The organism is Pseudoalteromonas sp. NCIMB 1079, assembly GCF_040567695.1.
GTDB classification, from domain to species: Bacteria; Pseudomonadota; Gammaproteobacteria; order Enterobacterales; family Alteromonadaceae; genus Pseudoalteromonas; species Pseudoalteromonas distincta.
The window spans coordinates 2,688,774-2,709,945 of record NZ_JBEWZA010000001.1 but is presented as its reverse complement, the minus strand read 5'-3'; the positions used below and the strand labels follow the sequence as shown (position 1 = coordinate 2,709,945).

Below are 21,172 nucleotides of genomic sequence, written 5' to 3'. Positions count from 1 at the left end.
GTAAGCCAATGCGCCCAAACGGACATAAGACCGTGAGATATATCTCACATCATCGTGAGCATTGTCACTTAAAGGCTACTAATAAGTAGTCTTTTTTGTTCTAAGTTGTTGTTCTTAATTGCTTATTTTGTCTTTTCATTTTTGTGACGTTTATTTATTTAGTGTTAAGTCCTATTTCTCCCCCCTGATTGCTTTAAACTTCTCTTTGTCAAGACGACATAGCTCAATGATTGAGTTAATGCCAAGGATACGGAATAGGCAACATAGCGGACGCTAGTAGGAAGCAGAAAGGACAAGCTAAAACGGATACAAGGAAGAATAAGGAAGTGCATGAAGCACTTAGTAACTAGGAGTTACTTTAGGATAATCACGGATGACGCTACAGGAAGTAGCAGGAGCGTTAGTTTACGCAGGATAGCCAAGATGGCAAGTGGACATTGCAGGATGCAAAAGTGGCAGGAGCTACTTTAAAGGATTAACAGGGATGATGCTACGGGACGTAGCCAAACGATAGATTTCGTGGGTTTGCCAAGATGGCTATGGATATTGCAGGATGCAATGTGAGGGTAAACAAGGTTGTTTACTCGTTCAGGGGATGATAATACGGATTTAAGATAATGGATATCTAGCAGGATGCAGTCCAATTGGGGCGTAACTTTAGTTACGCCTTAGTTTTTTGTGTTGAATTAAATTTATTAATTTAAGACACACACTCTTAAAGTATATTAAGTTTATATTTTATGCGGTGGAACAACCACACTTTTCAAAAACTCATTCTCCATAATTAACACACCTTGATAAGCATTTTCACCGTCGCTTGAAAACTCAAATATAAATTCACTTTTAATGCCTGGCTTGCCGCTCTTTAAAAAACCAAAGCGGCGTTTTGTGCATGCAACACTCATCAACTGCACCTGCAATTGCTCACTTTGACGTTTAGCATGAACGTTCGCCGCTTCAGCAACCTTTCGGTTAAGCCAAAATAAGTAAATTACACTACCAATAAGTATGAACGTCCATAAACTTGCCATTTAAGAGAATAACCTTCCAATTGCACGCGCGAGGGTTTCGCTACGATTTTCTTTACGTAATAAGCCTAATAAATGCGGGCGAATAGTTGGTATTGCAACTAAGTCAGCAAAAATACTTGGAAACAATTCTTCAATTTTTTGATGATGCGCGCAATTATCCATAAATACATGTAAGCGTTCAGGGTTTTCTAATTGTTTAAAACACCGCCCAGCGATTGTTAGTAACACGTCAGAGTCGTGCTTCACTGGTGAGCTTAGTACAGTATCAACTAATTGAGCGCATAACCCTTGAGCTTGACCTTTTGAAGCTGATCTTAGTGCTGCGGTTATAGCTAATGTATCGTTATTACTAATTGCGGTCTGTGTGTAATCAACAAGTAACTCACTCATTGATGTTGGTATTTCAACGTGTTCAAGCATGGCACTGAGTGGTTGTAGTACTTCAATAGGTAAATGCGCCCATGCTTTTTGCAGATTACTTAAGTTTGTATCGCTGTCTAAGCGTAGTGCAAAATCGGCAATACCCTGTAGTGCAACACTTTGCCAATTATCCAAACCAATTTTACCGCTAAAGTACAATTGTGCATGCTCGTAATACTGCGATGCAGGCTGTTTTAATAGTACTTTTACTTGGGCGTTAAATGCCGCTAATTTATTTGCGTTTGGTGTAAAAACATAAGGGTTATTATCAAGCTTTCCATCGGCTTGCTCGCCTGTAATTTCAGTGCCTAGCGCTTGAATAACCATATCAGCAAAGTGATCGCGACTAGCACTTACCAGCATACTTTGCTCATCAAGGGGGAATTTTAAAAACCATACATACGGTTCTTTACTGGCTTTAGTATCCCAAAATTGAATAGCGAGCCATGCATGACCAGCAAGTGGATAAGGGTAAGGCACTTGAGCTTGTTCAATAGCTAAAAATTGGTTTTTATCAAGCTTAGTAATGTGCCTGCCAATATCAAAAGCACGCCACTGAGTACCCGCACCATCTAAAAGCTGACCTAATGTAGCTATTTGATCACTCATTGTTTTCTCAACTGTTTTTACTGCAAAATTACATTAATTATACGTCATAGCCGCTTGTGAGGGAACAGGGTATAATTGCATTACATATATAAAAGAGGGTGGTTATGTACCAGCAAACCCAAACTTATTTAGTGCAGCTAACGGCACTTTTACAAAAACACGCGCTTTGGCAAAGTGAGCCAATAGACGCTGAGGCACTGCTTTCAAAGACCCCTTTTTGTCACGATACAATGGCATTTGAGCAGTGGTTACAATTTGTATTTATTGAAAAAATACAGCAATTAATAACACATAGGCAACCACTGCCGCGTAACTTTGCTATTGCCCCTATGGCGCAAATGACACTTGTGAATAAAGCCGGAAGCGATGAAATTATTGAATTACTAACAGCCCTTGATACCTTTTTAGGAGAACCGAATGAGTGAGCGTCTAGCGCCTATTGAATATGGCGAGCTGACTATTTTGTATCAAGATGAAAACTATGTGGCAATAAATAAGCCTTCAGGTTTATTAGTGCATCGCTCGTTTTTAGATAAACACGAAACCCAGTTTGCTATGCAAATGTTGCGCGACCAGCTAGGTCAACATGTATTTCCAGTACATAGGCTCGATAGACCTACGTCGGGCGTATTACTGTTTGCATTGAGCTCGGAAGCTGCTCGCGATATAAACCAGCTATTTATTGAAGGTACTATTGCTAAGCGCTATTTGGCCTTAGTGCGCGGCTTTGCGCCAGAGTCAGTATTTTTAGATAAACCACTTAAAGAAGAACTTGATAAAATAGCCGATAAGTTTGCAGATCAAGGTAAAGCACCGCAAGAAGCGCAAACCCAGTTTAATTGCTTGCACCAAGCTGCATTGCCTATTCCTATAGGTAAGTATCCAACAGTGCGTTACTCGTTAGTTGAGTGTTTTCCAAAAACCGGGCGCAAGCATCAAATTCGTAGACACTTAAAGCACTTATCACTGCCTATCATTGGGGATGTAAATCACGGTGATAACCAGCATAATCAATTTTTTAGGGATCATTTTGAGCTAAGACGCTTAATGTTATTTGCAACAGAGCTTAGTTTTGTGCACCCTTATAGTAATGAATCAATAACAATTAAAGCGCCACTAGGTGAAGACATGCTTGAAATATGTAAGCAGCTAGGTTGGCCAGAGCAAGAAAAGGATTATTAATGGCACATATTAGTATTTTTGTAGGCAGCGTTAGTGGCGGTGCAGAGCGTTTAAGCGATGAAGTTGCAACCACAATAGAGCAAGCGGGTCATACTGCTACAGTAATTACTGAAGCATCACTTGATGATATAAAAAATGCATCGCATATTTTAATTGTTACTTCCACAACAGGCCAAGGTGATGTACCGAGTAATTTGGCCGGATTGTACTTTGCAATGAATAGCACTTTCCCAATACTTACAGATAAACCATTTGGTGTAATTGCAATGGGTGACAGATGTTACGGCGATACATTTTGTGGAGCAGGACGTAGCTTTGACGAGTTACTACGCGATTTACAAGCAAAGCCTGTGGGCAACCGCCTAGAAATAGATGCATGTGAAGATTTTGAACCATGGCCAGTAACCGAGCCTTGGTTGAAAGTATGGCTAGAAAAACTACCTGCTTAATTTTTATTATCCTGCCTGAGTATAGGGGAAAATAATTGAATAAAAACGTCTGAAATAATTTATTAGGCGTTTTTATTTTAAGAGCCAGTCTTCTTTGAGCATATAAAACCACTGACTCCAAACAATTTTTCACTCCATCTCTATTTTTATTTAAAACACACTTATGTGAAGTAGCATATTATCGAGTTTTCTAATAACGCTTAATCAGTTCTATCTTTAAGCTTACTAAATCTTCGATTATACAATTTCCAGACTTCGGTTTACGTGTCACTCAGATATAGGCCAATGTAGTATTAGCTAATGATGGATATTTATTAAATGCTTTTGGTATCAAGCTTTTGCTCAACGACCTCTATACATTTATACATGACCAAATTTAGTTGACCACCACACAAGGCAATTAGGGACATTAAAATGAAAGTGAATATTTAATTGGGGATTACTTGATTAGTCGATTTAATGAAGCAGCAATACAGCGGCAATGTCTTGTGATACTGCCGCCAGTAATCATTATTGAGATAGTATTAAGCGAATACTTTACTTATTAACCTTACCCTTAAGAACATAAATTTCACCATCGAAACTGCCTTGAATAGTCAGTCCTTGGCTTGCCAACTCTTGCAAATATTCAACATGATCATCAGTGATATGCTGGCCTGGGACTAAAAGCGGTATGCCCGGTGGGTATGGAGTAACTAAACCTGCACAAATACGGTTGTTACTTTTGCTAATAGGCACAGATTCGCGGTCGCCATAAAAAGCATCGCTTGGAATACACGCTAAGTCTATGGCTGGTAAATTTTCAGGTAAGCGAGCTCTACGCGTCGATTTCGATAGTTTTACTTTACCGCTGTCTAGCTTTTTCAATGCATTGTACAAACGAATTATTTTTGAGCGCGTGCCGCCAAGCGTCAGTAAAACCAAAATGGTGCTGTGTGTGTATTTTTCTATCTCTAGCCCAATTTCATCCAGTAAGTATTTATGAATATCTTTTAATGAGTATGGTAGCTCACTAATATCAATAAGGATTTTTAATGGGTCGTGACCCATATTATCACCACTAAAGTGCGGAAATATTTCCATAAAGTCTTGCTTAGCTAATACTTTAATTTGCTTAAGCGAGGCCATCTGTTGTTTAAACTCCTCAACATGATTTAGCAGCGCATTGAGCAGCTTATAGCCTTCCATCTCTAATTGCTTTTGGCATACGTCAAGCGATGCAATAAGCTGATATTTAGGCGATGTACTAGCGTAGATACTATAAATCTCTCGAAAGAAATCGGCATCAAAATCGGGGTCGTTAATATGAATATAAGACGCTTGAGAAAACGCCGATACTACTTTATGCGCCGAATGCGTAATGTAGTCAGCCCCTGCATGTATCGCAGAATAATGACGAAAGCTAGGATGAAACAAAGAGTATGCAAACCAGGCTTCATCTATAAACACCTTAATACCATATTGATGAGCATAATCTACCACTTGTTTCAGGTCGCTAAGTAGGCCGTCGTAAGTACAACCGGTAAGCACTAATAATTTAGCATCAGTATTGTTTTCAATTGCCAACTTGATGTCGGCCAACGATGGTGGTGCGAAAATGCCATATTTTGGATTTAAGATACTCGCCAAATAAATGGGGTAACTAGCTGATTGCAAGATGCCATAGTGTACGGACTTATGGCAATTACGGTCGACAATTACTTTATCTCCCTTACGCAGGAGCGTCTGCAAAATGATTTTATTTGAGGTAGATGAACCATTTGTAACAAAGTAGGTGTGCTTAACTTCAAACGTCGCCGCTGCTGATTCTTGAGCGCGACCAATAGTATTGGTGCTGTCTGACAATGAACCTAGCGAGTCTACCGAAACCGACAGGTCGCCAACAAATACATTGCGGCCGTAAAACTGATAAAAATCTTTGATGTAAGGTGAGTTTCTAAAGCTAGAACCCCCACTATGACCCGGTGTATGCCAAGAGTCGTTTGCTTCACCAACGTAACGACGATACGCCGTCCAAAATGGCGTTTCAGAGCGGTCGTCAAAATCGTTGATCATATAACCTAAAATCGCTTCTGGGTCAGAAATTACTTCATCTTTAAAAAAGAATGATTCGATTTCTTCTGATTCGTTTACGATCTCCAGCCCTTTAGTGTCGTCGCCAATAACATAAACCGGCAGCTCGAGACGAATTGCCTTTAAATCCTCGATAAAGCGGCTATACATCCGCTCACCCACTTTGTTGTGCATATCCCAGCTTAGAACTACGGCTTGAATATCACCATCTTCCTCTACATGTTCCAACGCGCGTTTAAGCTCGAGGCATTCAATAATATCGATATGAATATCGTCTCGCTCAAAGTTAGGAATGGTCTTTGACAGATTCGTTGAAAGCCCTTGTAAGGTGGCTGGGTCTTGTTCAATTATCAAGATACGAAGTAGAGGTAGCATAGAGGGTTTCGCAATATAATTTTATAATGTTCACTAGCATAACTAAAGGAGTGAGCGTTGTGAAATTAATACTTTGATAATGTTCTAATAATTGTTCTATTTCATTGACACGGCTGTTGAAATTTTAGGATTAAAATTAGTTCAATCTAGATGATATTTAATTGCGGTGTGGGGTTTGTAACTTGTAGTGGCCACATAAAGCGGCCAAGAGGTACTTTATGGTTGAAGAGGGATTTTAATACTTCTAAACCGTGTATCCATTAAAAATTTATTTATGTATTCATTCATATAAAAATGAGCATCTTTTTCAAAGTACCACTCATTACCATCATGAAGCTTTTGGAATTGCCCTAAATCATACTTAGAATGGTACGCTAAAGAAAATTCTGAACTGAAGTTAAATAATTCGGTTTTGTCATCACACTCATCTATTGTGTCACTACCATCGTTATTAATATAACCTTTTACAGTAATAAAATAAGATACTTCATATATTTCATCTTTGACCGCAGTAATTTTTGGTATAGAAAGCTCGATAGTTACAAAGCCATCACTGTTAGCTACGTTTAAACTTTCGATTTGCTCAGATTCTTTGAAAACAAAAGAGGATATTTTTTTTCCTGCAAGATTAATGGCTTCTAACATTATTTTCACCTTTCAACGTTGTGTGAGTAGACCTAAGCCAATCCATATCTGCATGAATAGGTAATCTAGTTAACTCTTTTACTTCAGCAGCTGAATTAATTGTTAAATTAATATTGGTAGTATTAGATAACCTATTTTCAATAGACTTTGATACGTATTGGTTTAATGTTTCTCCGCATGCTGTTGCGGCATATGCTGCTTCTTTATGAAGCAGGGGCGTAACTCGAATATTGAATGACCCTTTAAAAGGTTTATCAGGTTCTTTTCCTAGGATTTTACAAGTGTCTAGGTAATCATCAACAGAGTTATGAAACTCATTGATTAATTCAGGTAAAGTATCTGCACCAAAAACAATACTATCCCTGATATGCTCGATACGTCCTACAAGACACTCATCTTCAATTGAAAAATCAATTGAAGCTAAATAGCCTTTATATGATATGGATTTATTGCTCATTACGATAATCCTTTATTAACTGAATTGCTTCTTTAATGACATACTGTTTCACTTCATTTCCAGGATGAGGCTCATGCCAGCTGGCATAAAGGCTCATTTCTTTATTAATAAATTTTCTCCTAGAACCACTCCCTTCAAGAATTTCAAAGCCTAAACCTTCCATAATTGAGCACAAATCTTTCCAAATAAATGTTTTAGGCTTGGTTAATAATTTTGCGATTAACTTTTCTTGTTTACCCATAATATAGATGTCCATTCCTGAGGGTGCAACTATATATTAGTTGCAAAATATGTCAATTAGTTCATTTTTATTCAGTCTTATCTTTAAACTCACACAAGTCTTCAATAATACAGCTGCCACATTTAGGTTTACGTGCTACGCAGGTGTAACGCCCGTGCAGTATTAGCCAATGATGCACGTCCACTTTAAATTCTGCAGGTACTACTTTTTCAAGCTTTTGTTCAACAGCAACTACGTCTTTACCCATGGCCAGCTTGGTACGGTTAGATACACGAAATATGTGTGTATCTACGGCTATTACAGGCCAGCCAAAGGCTGTGTTGAGTACAACATTAGCGGTTTTACGGCCAACGCCTGGTAGGGCTTCTAATGCTTCACGATTTTCTGGCACGATGCTGTCATGTTCATCCACCAAAATTTGGCACATTTTGTACACGTTGGCAGCTTTAGAATTAAATAAGCCAATGGTTTTTATATAATCACGCAGTGTGTCGTGACCTAAGTCTAAAATGGCTTGTGGCGTATTAGCAACAGGGAACAACTTTCGAGTGGCTTTATTAACGCCTACATCGGTTGCTTGTGCTGAAAGAGTTACTGCTACGAGTAACTCAAATGGGCTTGAATATTCAAGCTCTGTAACTGGATGTGGATTATCGTCACGCAGGCGCGACAGTATTTGGTGACGTTTTTCTTTATTCATGCAACTTAAAACGTATTAGTGCTAATTGTCGCTCTAATACGTTCTCCCCTTAAGTTAAGCTAGTAACACGTGCTCGAGGTCCTTTTTCAGCCTCTGGCGGTGCAACTTGTTTTGATTTTATTTGTGCGTCAATTACGTTTTTTGCAGCAATAAGTAGCCCAAGCCCTAAAAAGGCACCTGGTGGTAAAATTGCCAGTAAAAATTGGTTATCAAAATTAAATACTTCTATGCGCATGCTCTGTGCCCATGGGCCAAGTAATAAGTCGGCTCCGTCAAACAGCGTACCTTGGCCAATTAATTCACGCATTGCGCCTAAAACAACGAGCACAATCATAAAGCCTAAGCCCATCATTAAGCCGTCAAATGCTGATAAATGAACAGGATTTTTAGAGGCGTATGCTTCGGCGCGGCCAATAATGGCGCAGTTAGTTACAATCAACGGAATAAAAATTCCCAATGATTGATATAAACCAAAGGTGTAAGCATTCATAAGTAATTGAACTATTGTTACAAAGCCCGCGATGATCATTACAAATACAGGTATACGAATATCTTTTGGCACCCAGTTACGCACAATTGATACGGTAACATTTGAGCCTATTAGTACGAGTAAAGTTGCTAAGCCTAAACCTAATGCATTTGTTACAGTTGAGGTAACGGCAAGCAGTGGACATAAACCTAAAAGCTGTACAAGGGCAGGGTTATTTACCCATACACCTTCTTTGTATAATGTTTTTAACTCACTCATTTAGCTACCTCCATACATTCGGCATTAGGTGCTGCAAAAATATCATCAAAATTAGTTTGTGCGAACAATACGGCATTTTTAACAGAGCCCACAACAGCACGTGGCGTTATGGTTGCGCCTGTAAATTGATCAAACTGGCCGCCATCTTTTTTTACAGCCCAGCGAGCGTCTTCTTCGCCTTCAACCGTTAAGCTTTTAAATATTGTGATCCAAAGTGATTTTTTAACTTCTACTTTGTCGCCTAAACCAGGAGTTTCTTCGTGTTTAGTCGTACGAACGCCAGCAATAGTGCCATCGCTTAATACCGCTGTTAATAAGTTAATATCGCCACTGTAGCCGTTTGGCGTAATATGCCTAATAACAACAGCGACTGGTTTATTGTTTTTACGAGCACGGTAAATTACTTGATTTGCGTATGGGCCTAGTTTTTCGTCAGTAATAACTACGCAATCTTGTGATAATTGATTGTCGTACGATTTTGGGTCGAGCACTTCTTGTAGTTGCGCAGTAAGTTGCAGTTGTTCTTGCTCTGCAATTTTATCGGCAGTAAGCGCGTTGATAGAGGCAACTAAGCCAGTTGTTGCTAATGCAAACGCAGTTAAAATAGCACCATTTTTAGCCATTGACGAAATGATCATTTTACTGCTCCATGGCCATAAGTACGTGGCTGTGTGTAGTAGTCTATTAGTGGCACTGCAATATTAATCAGTAATACGCTAAATGCGATGGCATCAGGAAAACCACCAAAGGTACGAATTAAATAAATTAGTAAGCCAATTAGTGCGCCATAAATTAAGCGCCCTTTGTTAGTTGTTGCTGCAGATACCGGATCGGTTGCTATAAAAAAGGCTCCCATCATAGTGGCACCACTTAATAAGTGAAATAGGGTGCCCGGCTCTGTACCTGGTGATGCGATATAACCAATAGCACTACATACAGCTAAAGTTGCGATAAAACTGACAGGAATATGCCAGTTAATTATTTTTGCTTTTAATAAGTATAAACCACCGGCTAAAAAGCCTAAGTTAACCCAGGCCCAACCAAGGCCAGCCCATTCGTTAAATATTGGCTTTTGCATGCTTTCGGTAACGGTTAAACCGTGTGCTATGTCTGTCTTAACAGTATCCAGCGGTGTTGCCATTGTTAGGCCATCAACCCCTGCACGTACTTGATCTAGACTAAACCCAGAGGCCGTAAAATCGGTAAATATTAGCCTTAGCTGATCAGCAAAGCCTATTGGCGTATTTATTAAATCGCTAACAGGCAACCATGCGGTCATTTGCACCGGAAAAGAAACTAACAGCAGTACATAAGCCGCCATTGCTGGATTGAATAAGTTAAACCCGAGGCCGCCATAAAGCTGTTTAACTATAACAATAGAAAATAAACAGCCAATCACGATTATCCACCAAGGGGCAAGTGGTGGAATACTCAATGCCAATAACACGGCAGTAAGCCACGCACTGCCATCACTTAATGCAGGCCAAACAGGGCGCTTTCGTATTAGCATTATTGCAGCTTCAAATATGCTTACAGCAACAAGCGCTAGTACTAGTTGAATAAGCACACCTGTACCAAAAAAGAAAACTTGAGCAATTAGCCCAGGAATACACGCAGCAATAACGCTAAGCATTAATCGCGTTAACGATTTGTGGCTGTGATTATGCGGTGAACTGGCCATGGTTAGTTTCATGACTGATTATTTCCTTCTTTTTGTAACTTTTTAGCTTTTGCTCTCGCAATTGCAGCAGCTACGGCGGCTTTTTTCTTATCGTCGGCTGATTTAGGTTTATCTGCGTTAATAAGATCTGATGAGTCATCGGTGTTACTTTCTGCACTCTTAGGTGCTGCGCTATCAACTTGTAGCTGAGTTTGCTCGGTATCTTCTAGTGCTTTAGCTGCTTTTTTAGCTTTAGCGCGGGCAATAGCCGCCGCTACCGCTGCTTTTTTGTCATCAACAGGGGCATCAGTTTGTGGTTCTTCACTTGTGGTTTGCTCGGCTTCTTCTAATGCTTTAGCTGCTTTTTTAGCTTTAGCACGAGCTATGGCCGCCGCTACCGCTGCTTTTTTATCATCAACAGGGGCATCGCTTTGTGGTGCTTCATTTGTTGATTGTTCAGCGTTATCTAATGCTTGTGCTGCCTTTTTGGCTTTAGCACGAGCAATGGCAGCAGCTACCGCTGACTTTTTATCATCAGCAGGGGCATCGTTTTGTGGCTCTTCATTTGCTTGTGCTGCCTTTTTGGCTTTAGCGCGAGCAATGGCTGCAGCAACTGCTGATTTTTTATCATCAACGGGTGCAGTCTCGGCCGATTCATCTGTTTGAGATTTTTGCTCTTTATATTTACGCGCTTGTTCTTTACGTAGTGCGCGTTCTTTTGCTACTTCGCTGTTATCTGGCTCTAGTTCTTCGCCTTGTTGCTTTTTAGCTTTAGCGCGTGCAATAGCGGCAGCAACAGCTGATTTTTCATCGCCGTTATCTGATTTATTTTTAACACGGGCTAGTGCCTCAGCTACTTTTTGTTTTTCGTCAGCAGATTTAGCCGCAGGTTTACGTTTATGGCGGTTTTGGCGTTCTTCTTGCTCACGCTCTAAACGTTCTTTTCGGGCGTCAAAACGCTCTTTTGCTCTGTCGGCTTTAATTTTTTCAGCTTGTTGTTCTTTAATTTCAACTTTGGCTATACGGTAGTACTGTACAAGAGGGATTTCGCTTGGGCACACATAGGCACAGGCACCACATTCAATACAGTCAAATAAATTGTGTTCTTGTAGTTTGTCGTACTCTTTTGATTTAGCAAACCACTGCAATTGTTGTGGTAATAAAGAAGCAGGGCAGGCATCGGCACAGGCGCTACAACGTATACAAGCTTTTTCAGGGCCGGGCTCCGCTAGCTCTTTATGATCAGGCGCTAAAATACAGTTAGTTGTTTTAACTATGCCAATACGTACGGTGGGTAGCGTAAAGCCCATCATTGGGCCGCCCATCACAACACTTTGCTGCGGTACAGGCGAGAAACCTTGGCAATCAAGTAAATGCTTTATTTCAGTACCAAGTAGTGTCCATACATTTCCAGGCTTATGAATAGTATTACCTGTTACTGTAACTATGCGCTCAATTAGCGGTTTGCCTTCATAAACGGCCTGTTGTACGGCAAACAAAGTCCCGGTGTTATGCACTAAAATACCAATATCGGCAGGAATACCAATGCTAGGAACTTCACGGTTAGTAAGTAATTTAATTAATTGCTTTTCACCACCCGATGGATAAATAGTTGGCACCGTTTGAATAATAATTTTTGAGTTATGCTCAGCTGCTTGCTTCATTGCTGCAATAGCTTCAGGCTTGTTATCTTCTATACCCACAATGCACAGTGTTGGGTTTAAAAGTTGCTGCATTATTTCAATGCCTTGGATAACTTCTTTAGCGTGTTCGCGCATTAAAACGTCATCGGCAGTAATATAAGGTTCGCACTCAACTGCATTTACAATCAAAAATTCGATAGGTTGCTTGGTATCTGCTTTTACATATGTAGGAAAACCAGCACCACCCATACCGCTAATACCGGCTTGATGAATAATATTTATAAGCTCGTCATGACTAAGCTCAGCAGGATTTTTATTTTTATTTAGAGCTACCCATTCGTCTTTGCCGTCTGGTTCAATAATAACACTTAGTTCAGGCAGGGCCGATGGATGTGCTGATGGCATAGGTGCAATATCAGTAACCACACCAGAGCTTGGCGCATGCACAGGTACCGACCAGTTAGCAGCAGGCTCTGTTAGTGGTTGGCCTTTTAATACGTGTTGGCCTTTTTCTACAAGTAACTTACCATTTGCGCCTATGTGCTGCTTAAGCGCAACAATGAGTTTGTCGGGCAAAGGTAGGCGAGTGATACTCGCACTATTAGAGAGTGATTTTTGTTGTGGTGGGTGTATGCCGCCAGGAAATGCCCACACGGTGCCTTTTTTTATTTGTTCAAGTAACTTGTCCACTCAAACCTCTAATCTATTTGTGTAACAGGAATAGCGTCTAGCTGCCATTTCCAGTTTTGTTTAGTTTCGGCTACAGGCAGCATATCAATGCAATCTACAGGGCAAGGCTCAACACATAAATCACAGCCAGTACATTCATCAATTAACACGGTATGCATTTGACGAGTTGCGCCTAAAATAGCGTCAACTGGGCAGGCTTGAATACATTTGGTACAGCCAATACATTCATCTTCGCGAATATAAGCCACTGTTTTTACAGGTTCTGCTTGCTCGCCACCGGCAAGTGGTTTTTCATCAACCCCCATTAAGCCGGCAAGCTTTTTCATGGTAGATTCGCCGCCTGGTGGGCATTTATTTATTTCATCGCCATTAGCTATGGCTTCGGCGTAAGGGCGACAACCCGGGTAGCCACATTGTCCGCATTGAGTTTGCGGTAAAATAGTATCAATTTGCTCAACAATAGGGTTACCTTCAACGCGAAAGCGAATTGCTGCAAACCCTAAAATAAGTCCAAAAATGAGTGCTAGCGAACCAATCGCTATCAAGGCATAAAACAAGGTCATATTAAAACTTCACTAATCCAGTAAAACCCATAAACGCCATCGACATTAAGCCTGCAGTGATCATTGCAATAGAGGCGCCTTTAAAAGGCGTAGGAACGTCAGCAGCTGCTAAACGCTCTCGTAGTGCTGCAAACAATACAAGCACTAAAGAAAAACCAACAGCAGCACCAAAACCATATACCGCAGATTGTAAAAACGAATGATCTTCTTTGATATTTAATAAAGCAACACCTAATACCGCACAGTTAGTGGTGATCAGCGGTAAAAATATGCCTAATAAACGATATAGAGTAGGGCTGGTTTTACGCACAACCATTTCGGTAAATTGCACTACAACAGCAATCACTAAAATAAAGCTCATGGTACGCAAAAATTCGATATCCAGAGGGATTAAAATATATTGATTAACTAAATAGCTAGTTACAGAGGCAAGCGTAAGCACAAACGTGGTTGCCAAAGACATACCAATCGCTGTATCAAGCTTACCTGATACGCCCATAAACGGACATAAGCCTAAAAATTGTACTAATACAAAGTTATTGACCAGAACGGTTCCAATCAATAACAAGACATATTCTGTCATGTGTGCCTCACGCTATTAAAGTCCTGCGTATTATCCTTTTTTCTGCCTCGATAAACAACATTTGCGAGCTGTTATCAGTTAAATAAACGTCAGGACAAACATATTGATCACAAGGCTGTAAAATTAATGTGATCTTGATGTAAGGATAAAATAGTAGAAACAAAAAAAGAGCAACGAATGCTCTTTTTTGTATTAATTGAAAACCTGATTAGATGTCTTTAGGTTTTTCTATGTAATAACCTTGCACACCATCTAAACACAAAGTTTCTATAATGTGCTTTTCTTCTTGGCTCTCAACGCCTTCAGCAAATACGCTAACACCAATACGGTGGGCTAAATCAACCATTAAGCGCATAAAGTACTGATTGTTTTTATCGTCTTCGAGGCCGCGAGTGTAACTTGCATCCATTTTAATAAAGTCAGGTTTTAAATCGCGGAAAAACTTAAATGAAGTTAAGCCAACACCAAAACGTTCAACTGTAACGCGTGCGCCAACACGGTGAACCATGTCGATAAAGCGTTTACTAGCTTTGATGTTTTGCTGTAAACCAAACTCGCTTACCTCAAATACTAGTTTAGATGCAATATGCGTATCTTTCAATAATCGGCGCTCTAGCCAAATTACAAACTGATCGTTGTGTGCACTTGAGGCTGTTACGTTTAAACCAAAAAACTTTTCAGATAAATTACGGCTTTTAACCTTTTCAAGAGAAGAGTCGATGATTAAGCGATCAATTTCTATTGCCATATCAAGCTTTTCGGCCATTGCTAAAAAAGAAGCGGTAGGCAGTACTTGATTGTCTTCTGTTTTAAATCGAACTTGTACTTCAGCGTAGGCTTTTATGCTTTTACCAAGCGGCATAATGTTTTGCATCACTAAATGCACACGCTTAGATTCAATAACTTCCTTAATAACCTTACGCCAGTTTTGATTACCAAACCCCGCACTTACGTTATTAACTAAATCGGTTTCGCGTTGTACGTGCCATGCATTAACTTGCTTTGACTGCGCCATGCTCATCGCGTTATCAACAACAGAAAGCAGTTCGCCTAACGGTTTACCTTTTTCGTAACCCACAATACCCGTATTAGCTACCGAGCTTAACTCTTGGTTTTGTTGGTACTGCGTGAAGCGCGATTGCAGGTTTTCACCAAAGCGCTCAGCTTCTTTTAAAGGAATGTGGGGGAGTACTACCGCAAAATCAGAGCTGTTTAATCTAAATACTTGGCTACCCGTGTAAGTGCCGCTTATGTGCTTAATAATATCAGCAACGCCTTTAACGTACTCGTCACCTTTTTGATAACCACGGCTTTGGTTTATAGCTTGTAGTTCGCTACAACGAACCATAGCTAAAGAGCCAAATGTACTTTGCTCAGTGTTTTCAATATTTTTTTCGTAGTACTCAACAAACATATTACGATTACCAAGCGAGGTAATTACATCTTTGTACGCTTCATGCTTGATAGTCATAGCAGCGCTTTGTATGTCTTCGTTTTTGTTTTTTAAAAAATGTGATAACCGATTAAAACTAGGTACTAAATCTTTTCCCATTTTTTTCAATCGAGTGCCATCTAATGCTGTTTCTAAATCATTATCAAGTTGGTTTTGATTGATATAAATATCGATAATGTCAGCAACTGTTGTACTTATATTTTTATTTAAATGATAAAAAATAGATTTCATTAGAATTATTGGAATAATAACTAAAATAGCAGAAATCAAAATAACAATAAAAAGGGAAGTTTGTAGCTGCGACGCTAAATGCTCAATGTTAAGTACAAATTCAACTTTTATATCTGCGGCATCGTTTACAGCAAACTGTGGGCGTACAGAGTTAAAGTTAGAGAGTACAAAATCAGCAAACATTGGTAATTGAGTAGGGGGGTTAATGCTAAATACTTCAGCACCTTGGTAATCTCTTAGAGTAAAGCTTGAAAACGTATTACCATCTGCAATTGATTGTTTTAAATTTTGAGCAGAAATATCGTCTAAAGAAAGGTCATTAATATACTTAGTAACAGTTGTTTGTGCATTTTTTTGTGCATCACTTACCGCAGTATCAAAGCTTATAGATATGAAGTAGCTTCCTGCTGCAACACACAATAACCAAGAGATAATTTGTATAAAAATAAGTTTTTTAAATCCAGCCATGTTTTCAGTCTTTTAATGATCAAAAGGTAAGGAATCAAGTCCTTGATTAATAAACTAAGTACAGCGCATTAAAGAATTAAACTAATGCTTTAGTTATATAAGGAAGAGTAGTGGAAATAGCTTTGAATGTCTATGAAATTCTTAGAATTGGCTCCCCCTCCCCGACTCGAACGGGGGACCTGCGGATTAACAGTCCGTCGCTCTAACCAACTGAGCTAAGGGGGAACTAAAGTACTGATATTATTATGATGATTTGGCTCCCCCTCCCCGACTCGAACGGGGGACCTGCGGATTAACAGTCCGTCGCTCTAACCAACTGAGCTAAGGGGGAACTACATCATAAACATAAACTTGGCTCCCCCTCCCCGACTCGAACGGGGGACCTGCGGATTAACAGTCCGTCGCTCTAACCAACTGAGCTAAGGGGGAATCGTTTATGGTTGAAAAACTTGGCTCCCCCTCCCCGACTCGAACGGGGGACCTGCGGATTAACAGTCCGTCGCTCTAACCAACTGAGCTAAGGGGGAAGCGTCTTGCCTTTCAACGGGGCGAAATATTAATGATGGAGCCGCAAAGTGTCAACATATAAAAGTCATAAATTGAAAAAAGAGGTTTATTCGTTGTTTTTGTGTTCGATCTGCGTGATTTATAGCTCTATTAAAGCTGTTTTTTTAAGAATTTAAGAATACTAATGCGAGTTTTATTATTGTTGAGTCTTTAAATTGGTTAAATTAAACACGCCATTAAAGCCACTTGTAATTAAAAAACAACTCAAAAACATAAAATTTCATTTTTTACTTTCGGGTATTCTTCGTATTTATTTACTTTTTTATTTTAATTTTCTAAAAATATACCTACACGAATAGTCATAAAAGTATTTTCCCTCTTAATAGTGATCCAATTTTGATCTATAAATTGAGTATTTATTATCTTCGCTAAAAAATAGAACAATCAATAACTTAACTTTGTATTAAACGTTTTTTATTTACTAACGTATAACTATGTTAAGAAGAAAAATTGGCAAGCTTGCTTTTTCAGTGTGAGTTTATATAAATGCCACAATTAGCAAATCAACAATTTGCTGGACCTCAGCGAAAATTGCGAGTCTCTCAAGGCCTTTATAAATGCGGCTTTGAATGAGTTATCCACGGTTTCTGTGGATAACTCTGTTTATGAAACTTTAAGAACATCATCGGCACCAATGTTTTAGGGTGCTACAACGATTTCAAGCTTTTAAATCACTATTTTTTATTCATTGTAAAACAGTAGGTTATGTTTTGGTGGCTAATAGATGTAACTCCATGAATGAATTTTTTCGTAACGATAAACCAAGTAGTTGCTTTGTGTAAAAAAGCATCAGATAACACAGGGTGTTTGTAATAAAAGTTATAAAAATGTGTTTTAATTGTTTTTTGGCGTGTTTAGGCTCTATTTTAACAAAAAGATGTAAAAATCAAGTTTTACTATTTTTTAGAATATTTACTTCCGTAATTACATCAATTGTAGTGATAAATCCGTGGCTTGAACTGCCTTGATGCTTTAAAATGATTCGTTCAGTAAAAAGAGGCCTATTTATTTCATGCGCGCAATTTCAAAATCTCAGACTCGCCCAGATTTACTAAACGATCCTATCTTGCCTACATTAAAGACGATGACCATACCGATGATATTCGGCATGATCACACTAATGATGTTCAATATTGTAGACACCTTTTTTATAAGCTTACTTGGCACCGAACCACTAGCTGCCGTGAGCTTTACATTTCCGGTTACTTTTACCGTTATCAGCTTAGCAATAGGGCTGGGGATCGGTACATCAGCAGTAATAGCGAAAGCGCTCGGCAGTAATAAAATTGATGAAGCACGTTTTGATGCCAGTATTTCTTTAATGGTTGGTGTGGTTCTGGTTATTGTGTTGTCATCTGTTGGATATTTACTGATTGACCCCATATTTACTTTGCTAGGAGCGGGCGCGCAAGTATTGCCGTTAATACACGAATACATGAATGTATGGTTTATCGGTAGCGTATTTTTAATAACCCCAATGATTGGTAATTCGGTACTGCGTGCCAGCGGTGATACCAAAACGCCAAGTATAGTAATGGGCGGAGCAGGGCTGATAAACGCCGTACTTGACCCAATACTTATATTTGGCTTTGGGCCGGTACCCGCGTTAGGAATTCAAGGCGCTGCCATAGCAAGTGTTGTTGCATGGTCGGTCGCTGTGGTTATTATTTTATATATATTAGCGGTTAAAAAACGTTTGTTGAGTCTCAAAGCGGGCAAGCAAACTGTAACTGGCGCTATTCGTAAAATATTAAAAATTGGTTTACCTGCTGCAGGTGCAAATATGCTTACACCCGTTGCAATGGCGGTAATGACCGCCTTAGTAGCGCATCATGGGCCAGAAGCCGTGGCCGCATTTGGAGTAGGAAGCCGGATAGAATCTATTGCAAGTATTTTAGTGCTTGCGCTATCGATGACATTACCGCCATTTGTGAGTCAAAACTTTGGGGCTGGCAAATTATGCCGTGTTAAAGAAGCGTATACCGGCACACTAAAATTTGTGATGGTATGGCAATTTGCCATTTACGTATTACTAATTGCATTTTCAGGTGTTATAAGCCAATTATTTGGTAAAGAACAAGCCGTAATAGATGTAATTAAGCTCTTTATTTATACCATCCCACTAAGCTATGGCTTACAAGGGGTGATCATATTATCAAACTCATCGTTTAATGCTTTACACAAACCAATGAACGCATTGGTACTGAGCGTTATTCGTTTATTCATATTTTATGTACCATTTGCTTATATCGGCAACGAAATAGCCGGATTATTAGGGTTATTTATAGGCGCTGCCATAGGTAATTTATTTACAGCAATAGTGGCATATAAATGGTTTATGAAAAAACTAGAAGCGCTGAGCGGCGAATCGTTACAGGAGTGCAATAATTGAGCGACCATTTTCAGTTAAAATCACATTTCAAACCAGCAGGCGATCAGCCTACCGCCATTAAACAGCTATGCGAAGGTTTAGAAGCGGGGCTTGCACACCAAACGTTATTAGGTGCCACCGGTACCGGTAAAACCTTCACCATGGCCAATATTATTAGCGATTTAAACCGTCCAACAATAATAATGGCGCACAATAAAACATTGGCTGCGCAGCTATACGGCGAGATGAAAGAGTTTTTTCCTAAAAACGCGGTTGAATACTTTGTATCGTATTACGATTACTACCAGCCAGAAGCCTATGTTGTATCTAGCGACACATTTATTGAAAAAGATGCTTCGATAAATGAGCACATAGAGCAAATGCGTTTAAGTGCGACCAAAGCATTGCTTGAGCGTCGCGACACCATTATTGTGGCATCGGTATCGGCTATTTATGGTTTGGGTGACCCTAAATCGTACATGAAAATGATGCTGCTTTTAAAAGTGGGCGAAAAAGTCGATCAACGCGATATGCTACGCCGCCTTGCTGAAATACAATATACCCGCAATGATATAGATTTTAGCCGAGGTACATACCGCGTACGTGGCGAAGTAGTTGATATATTCCCAGCTGAGTCAGACACTTTTGCTGTACGTGTAGAAATGTTTGATGATGAAATAGAACGCTTAAGTATTTTTGACCCGCTTACCGGTGCTATTGAAAAGCACATAGTGCGCGCTACTATTTATCCTAAAACGCACTATGTTACCCCGCGTGAAAAAATACTTGGCGCTATCGAAAAAATAAAAGAAGAACTAAAAGAGCGACGCGCCCAGTTACTCAGTGCAAACAAATTAGTAGAAGAGCAACGTGTAGCACAGCGAACGCAATACGATATAGAAATGATGACCGAGCTTGGTTATTGCTCGGGTATAGAAAACTACAGCCGCTATTTATCGGGGCGTACGCCAGGCGATCCGCCGCCAACATTGCTTGATTACCTACCTGATGACGCATTAATGATTATTGATGAATCGCATGTAACCGTATCGCAAATTGGCGCAATGTATAAAGGCGACAGAAGCCGTAAAGAAAACCTTGTTGAGTATGGTTTTAGAATGCCCTCAGCAATGGATAATAGGCCACTGCGTTTTGAAGAATTTGAAGCCATAGCACCACAAACTATTTATGTATCAGCAACGCCTGGCGACTTTGAGTTAGAGCGCTGCGCGGGTGAAATAGCAGAGCAAGTAATTCGCCCAACAGGGCTGCTCGACCCACTTATAGAAGTACGCCCTGTGGGCGATCAGGTTGATGATTTACTCTCAGAAATATACAAAAGTGTGGAGAAGGGCGAACGCGTACTGGTAACTACACTTACTAAACGTATGTCTGAGGATTTAACAGACTACCTAAGCGAGCATAATGTAAAAGTACGTTACTTACATTCAGACATTGATACCGTTGAGCGCGTAGAAATAATTCGTGACTTACGAGCTGGCGTGTTTGATGTGTTAGTGGGCATTAACTTACTGCGAGAAGGCCTTGATATGCCAGAGGTGGCACTTGTTGCCATACTTGATGCTGACAAAGAGGGTTTTTTACGCTCGGCTCGCTCGCTGATACAAACTATTGGCCGTGCTGCTCGTCACTTAGATGGCCGCGCTATTTTATATGGCGACAGAGTTACAAAATCAATGGCAAAAGCCATGGACGAAACAGCACGCAGGCGCGAAATTCAGCATGCATATAACGTTGAGCACGGCATAGAGCCTCATGCTCTGGCTAAAAAAATACTTGATGTAATGGATGTAGGCGAAGAAGCATCCCCTAAAGACAACCTTAAACTTATTCGTAAAGAGTCTAAAAAGGTTCTTAGTGCGAAAGAAATTGCCGTGCAAATTAAGCAGCTTGAAACCAAAATGCATGCATACGCAAGCGACCTAGAATTTGAAAAGGCGGGCTCTGTTCGCGATGAAATACATGAACTACAACAACAGTTGATTAATTAAA

General features: G+C 39.8%; 19 protein-coding genes and 4 tRNA genes. 5 read left to right on the top strand and 18 right to left on the bottom strand.

What is annotated here, in order from left to right:
- Positions 1-731: 731 nt before the first annotated feature.
- Entirely contained in the window at positions 732-1,031 is a 300-nt protein-coding gene (locus ABX891_RS12535) for a DUF3301 domain-containing protein (RefSeq protein ID WP_007378202.1), read from the bottom strand.
- The gene (locus tag ABX891_RS12530; RefSeq protein ID WP_354629647.1) at positions 1,032-2,060 is read right to left on the bottom strand and encodes a DUF3549 family protein; all 1,029 of its coding nucleotides are present in this window, start codon (positions 2,058-2,060) and stop codon (positions 1,032-1,034) included. It abuts the gene before it with no gap.
- 104 nt (positions 2,061-2,164) lie between these two features.
- Between ABX891_RS12530 and ABX891_RS12525 the strand changes: the two genes are divergently transcribed.
- From ABX891_RS12525 to ABX891_RS12515, 3 genes are read left to right on the top strand one after another with little or no spacing between them, the layout of a single operon-like run.
- Positions 2,165-2,485, top strand: a complete 321-nt coding sequence (locus tag ABX891_RS12525) for a YqcC family protein (protein WP_024604125.1) — start codon at positions 2,165-2,167, stop codon at positions 2,483-2,485.
- Positions 2,478-3,242, top strand: a complete 765-nt coding sequence (gene truC, locus ABX891_RS12520; RefSeq protein ID WP_309166844.1) for a tRNA pseudouridine(65) synthase TruC — start codon at positions 2,478-2,480, stop codon at positions 3,240-3,242. The genes ABX891_RS12525 and truC overlap by 8 nt, the downstream gene beginning before the upstream one ends.
- Complete coding sequence (locus ABX891_RS12515; RefSeq protein ID WP_354629646.1) at positions 3,242-3,691, top strand: flavodoxin; 450 nt, start codon at positions 3,242-3,244, stop codon at positions 3,689-3,691. Before truC ends, ABX891_RS12515 begins: the two co-directional genes overlap by 1 nt.
- Before the next feature lie 537 nt (positions 3,692-4,228).
- On the opposite strand, the gene ABX891_RS12510 is transcribed toward ABX891_RS12515, so the two are convergent.
- The 16 genes from ABX891_RS12510 to ABX891_RS12435 all read right to left on the bottom strand — a co-directional run bounded on the left by ABX891_RS12510 (position 4,229) and on the right by ABX891_RS12435 (position 16,748).
- The gene (locus ABX891_RS12510) at positions 4,229-6,139 is read right to left on the bottom strand and encodes an aminotransferase class I/II-fold pyridoxal phosphate-dependent enzyme (protein ID WP_354629645.1); all 1,911 of its coding nucleotides are present in this window, start codon (positions 6,137-6,139) and stop codon (positions 4,229-4,231) included.
- 216 nt (positions 6,140-6,355) lie between these two features.
- Positions 6,356-6,784 (bottom strand): hypothetical protein, encoded by a 429-nt coding sequence (locus tag ABX891_RS12505; protein WP_182682106.1) that lies wholly within the window; start codon positions 6,782-6,784, stop codon positions 6,356-6,358.
- A complete protein-coding gene (locus tag ABX891_RS12500; RefSeq protein WP_182682107.1) occupies positions 6,768-7,241 on the bottom strand; it encodes a type II toxin-antitoxin system HicB family antitoxin in 474 nt (157 codons plus the stop codon). Before ABX891_RS12500 ends, ABX891_RS12505 begins: the two co-directional genes overlap by 17 nt.
- Complete coding sequence (locus ABX891_RS12495; RefSeq protein ID WP_182682108.1) at positions 7,231-7,482, bottom strand: type II toxin-antitoxin system HicA family toxin; 252 nt, start codon at positions 7,480-7,482, stop codon at positions 7,231-7,233. The genes ABX891_RS12500 and ABX891_RS12495 overlap by 11 nt, the downstream gene beginning before the upstream one ends.
- A gap of 67 nt (positions 7,483-7,549) precedes the next feature.
- Positions 7,550-8,182: an endonuclease III gene (nth, locus tag ABX891_RS12490; protein ID WP_182756246.1), complete on the bottom strand. Its 633-nt coding sequence runs from the start codon at positions 8,180-8,182 to the stop codon at positions 7,550-7,552.
- Positions 8,183-8,231: 49 nt separating this feature from the next.
- On the bottom strand, positions 8,232-8,930 hold the full coding sequence (locus ABX891_RS12485; RefSeq protein WP_341604021.1) for an electron transport complex subunit E: 699 nt from the start codon (positions 8,928-8,930) through the stop codon (positions 8,232-8,234).
- Positions 8,927-9,568: an electron transport complex subunit RsxG gene (gene rsxG / locus ABX891_RS12480; protein WP_354629644.1), complete on the bottom strand. Its 642-nt coding sequence runs from the start codon at positions 9,566-9,568 to the stop codon at positions 8,927-8,929. The genes ABX891_RS12485 and rsxG overlap by 4 nt, the downstream gene beginning before the upstream one ends.
- Complete coding sequence (gene rsxD / locus ABX891_RS12475) at positions 9,565-10,623, bottom strand: electron transport complex subunit RsxD (RefSeq protein ID WP_165744042.1); 1,059 nt, start codon at positions 10,621-10,623, stop codon at positions 9,565-9,567. Before rsxD ends, rsxG begins: the two co-directional genes overlap by 4 nt.
- The gene (gene rsxC / locus ABX891_RS12470) at positions 10,620-12,923 is read right to left on the bottom strand and encodes an electron transport complex subunit RsxC (RefSeq protein WP_354629643.1); all 2,304 of its coding nucleotides are present in this window, start codon (positions 12,921-12,923) and stop codon (positions 10,620-10,622) included. Before rsxC ends, rsxD begins: the two co-directional genes overlap by 4 nt.
- 8 nt (positions 12,924-12,931) lie before the next feature.
- Positions 12,932-13,486: an electron transport complex subunit RsxB gene (gene rsxB, locus ABX891_RS12465; RefSeq protein ID WP_154903411.1), complete on the bottom strand. Its 555-nt coding sequence runs from the start codon at positions 13,484-13,486 to the stop codon at positions 12,932-12,934.
- A 1-nt stretch (position 13,487) separates the two neighbouring features.
- Positions 13,488-14,069, bottom strand: a complete 582-nt coding sequence (rsxA, locus tag ABX891_RS12460) for an electron transport complex subunit RsxA (RefSeq protein WP_008134172.1) — start codon at positions 14,067-14,069, stop codon at positions 13,488-13,490.
- Between the two features lie 208 nt (positions 14,070-14,277).
- Positions 14,278-16,221 carry an EAL domain-containing protein gene (locus ABX891_RS12455; protein ID WP_039487283.1) on the bottom strand — a complete coding sequence of 648 codons (1,944 nt, stop codon included), beginning with the start codon at positions 16,219-16,221 and terminating at the stop codon, positions 14,278-14,280.
- A gap of 148 nt (positions 16,222-16,369) precedes the next feature.
- Positions 16,370-16,446 (bottom strand) — tRNA-Asn (locus ABX891_RS12450).
- A 29-nt stretch (positions 16,447-16,475) separates the two neighbouring features.
- Positions 16,476-16,552: transfer RNA gene (locus ABX891_RS12445), tRNA-Asn, on the bottom strand.
- A gap of 21 nt (positions 16,553-16,573) precedes the next feature.
- Positions 16,574-16,650: transfer RNA gene (locus tag ABX891_RS12440), tRNA-Asn, on the bottom strand.
- Positions 16,651-16,671: 21 nt separating this feature from the next.
- A tRNA-Asn gene (locus ABX891_RS12435) sits at positions 16,672-16,748 on the bottom strand.
- Between the two features lie 1,052 nt (positions 16,749-17,800).
- Between ABX891_RS12435 and ABX891_RS12430 the strand changes: the two genes are divergently transcribed.
- Together ABX891_RS12430 and uvrB are read left to right on the top strand one after the other, a co-directional pair.
- Positions 17,801-19,180, top strand: coding sequence for an MATE family efflux transporter (locus ABX891_RS12430; protein WP_138489356.1), 1,380 nt, complete (start codon positions 17,801-17,803; stop codon positions 19,178-19,180).
- Positions 19,177-21,171 carry an excinuclease ABC subunit UvrB gene (gene uvrB / locus ABX891_RS12425; RefSeq protein ID WP_354629642.1) on the top strand — a complete coding sequence of 665 codons (1,995 nt, stop codon included), beginning with the start codon at positions 19,177-19,179 and terminating at the stop codon, positions 21,169-21,171. The genes ABX891_RS12430 and uvrB overlap by 4 nt, the downstream gene beginning before the upstream one ends.
- The last annotated feature ends 1 nt before the right edge of the window (position 21,172 follow it).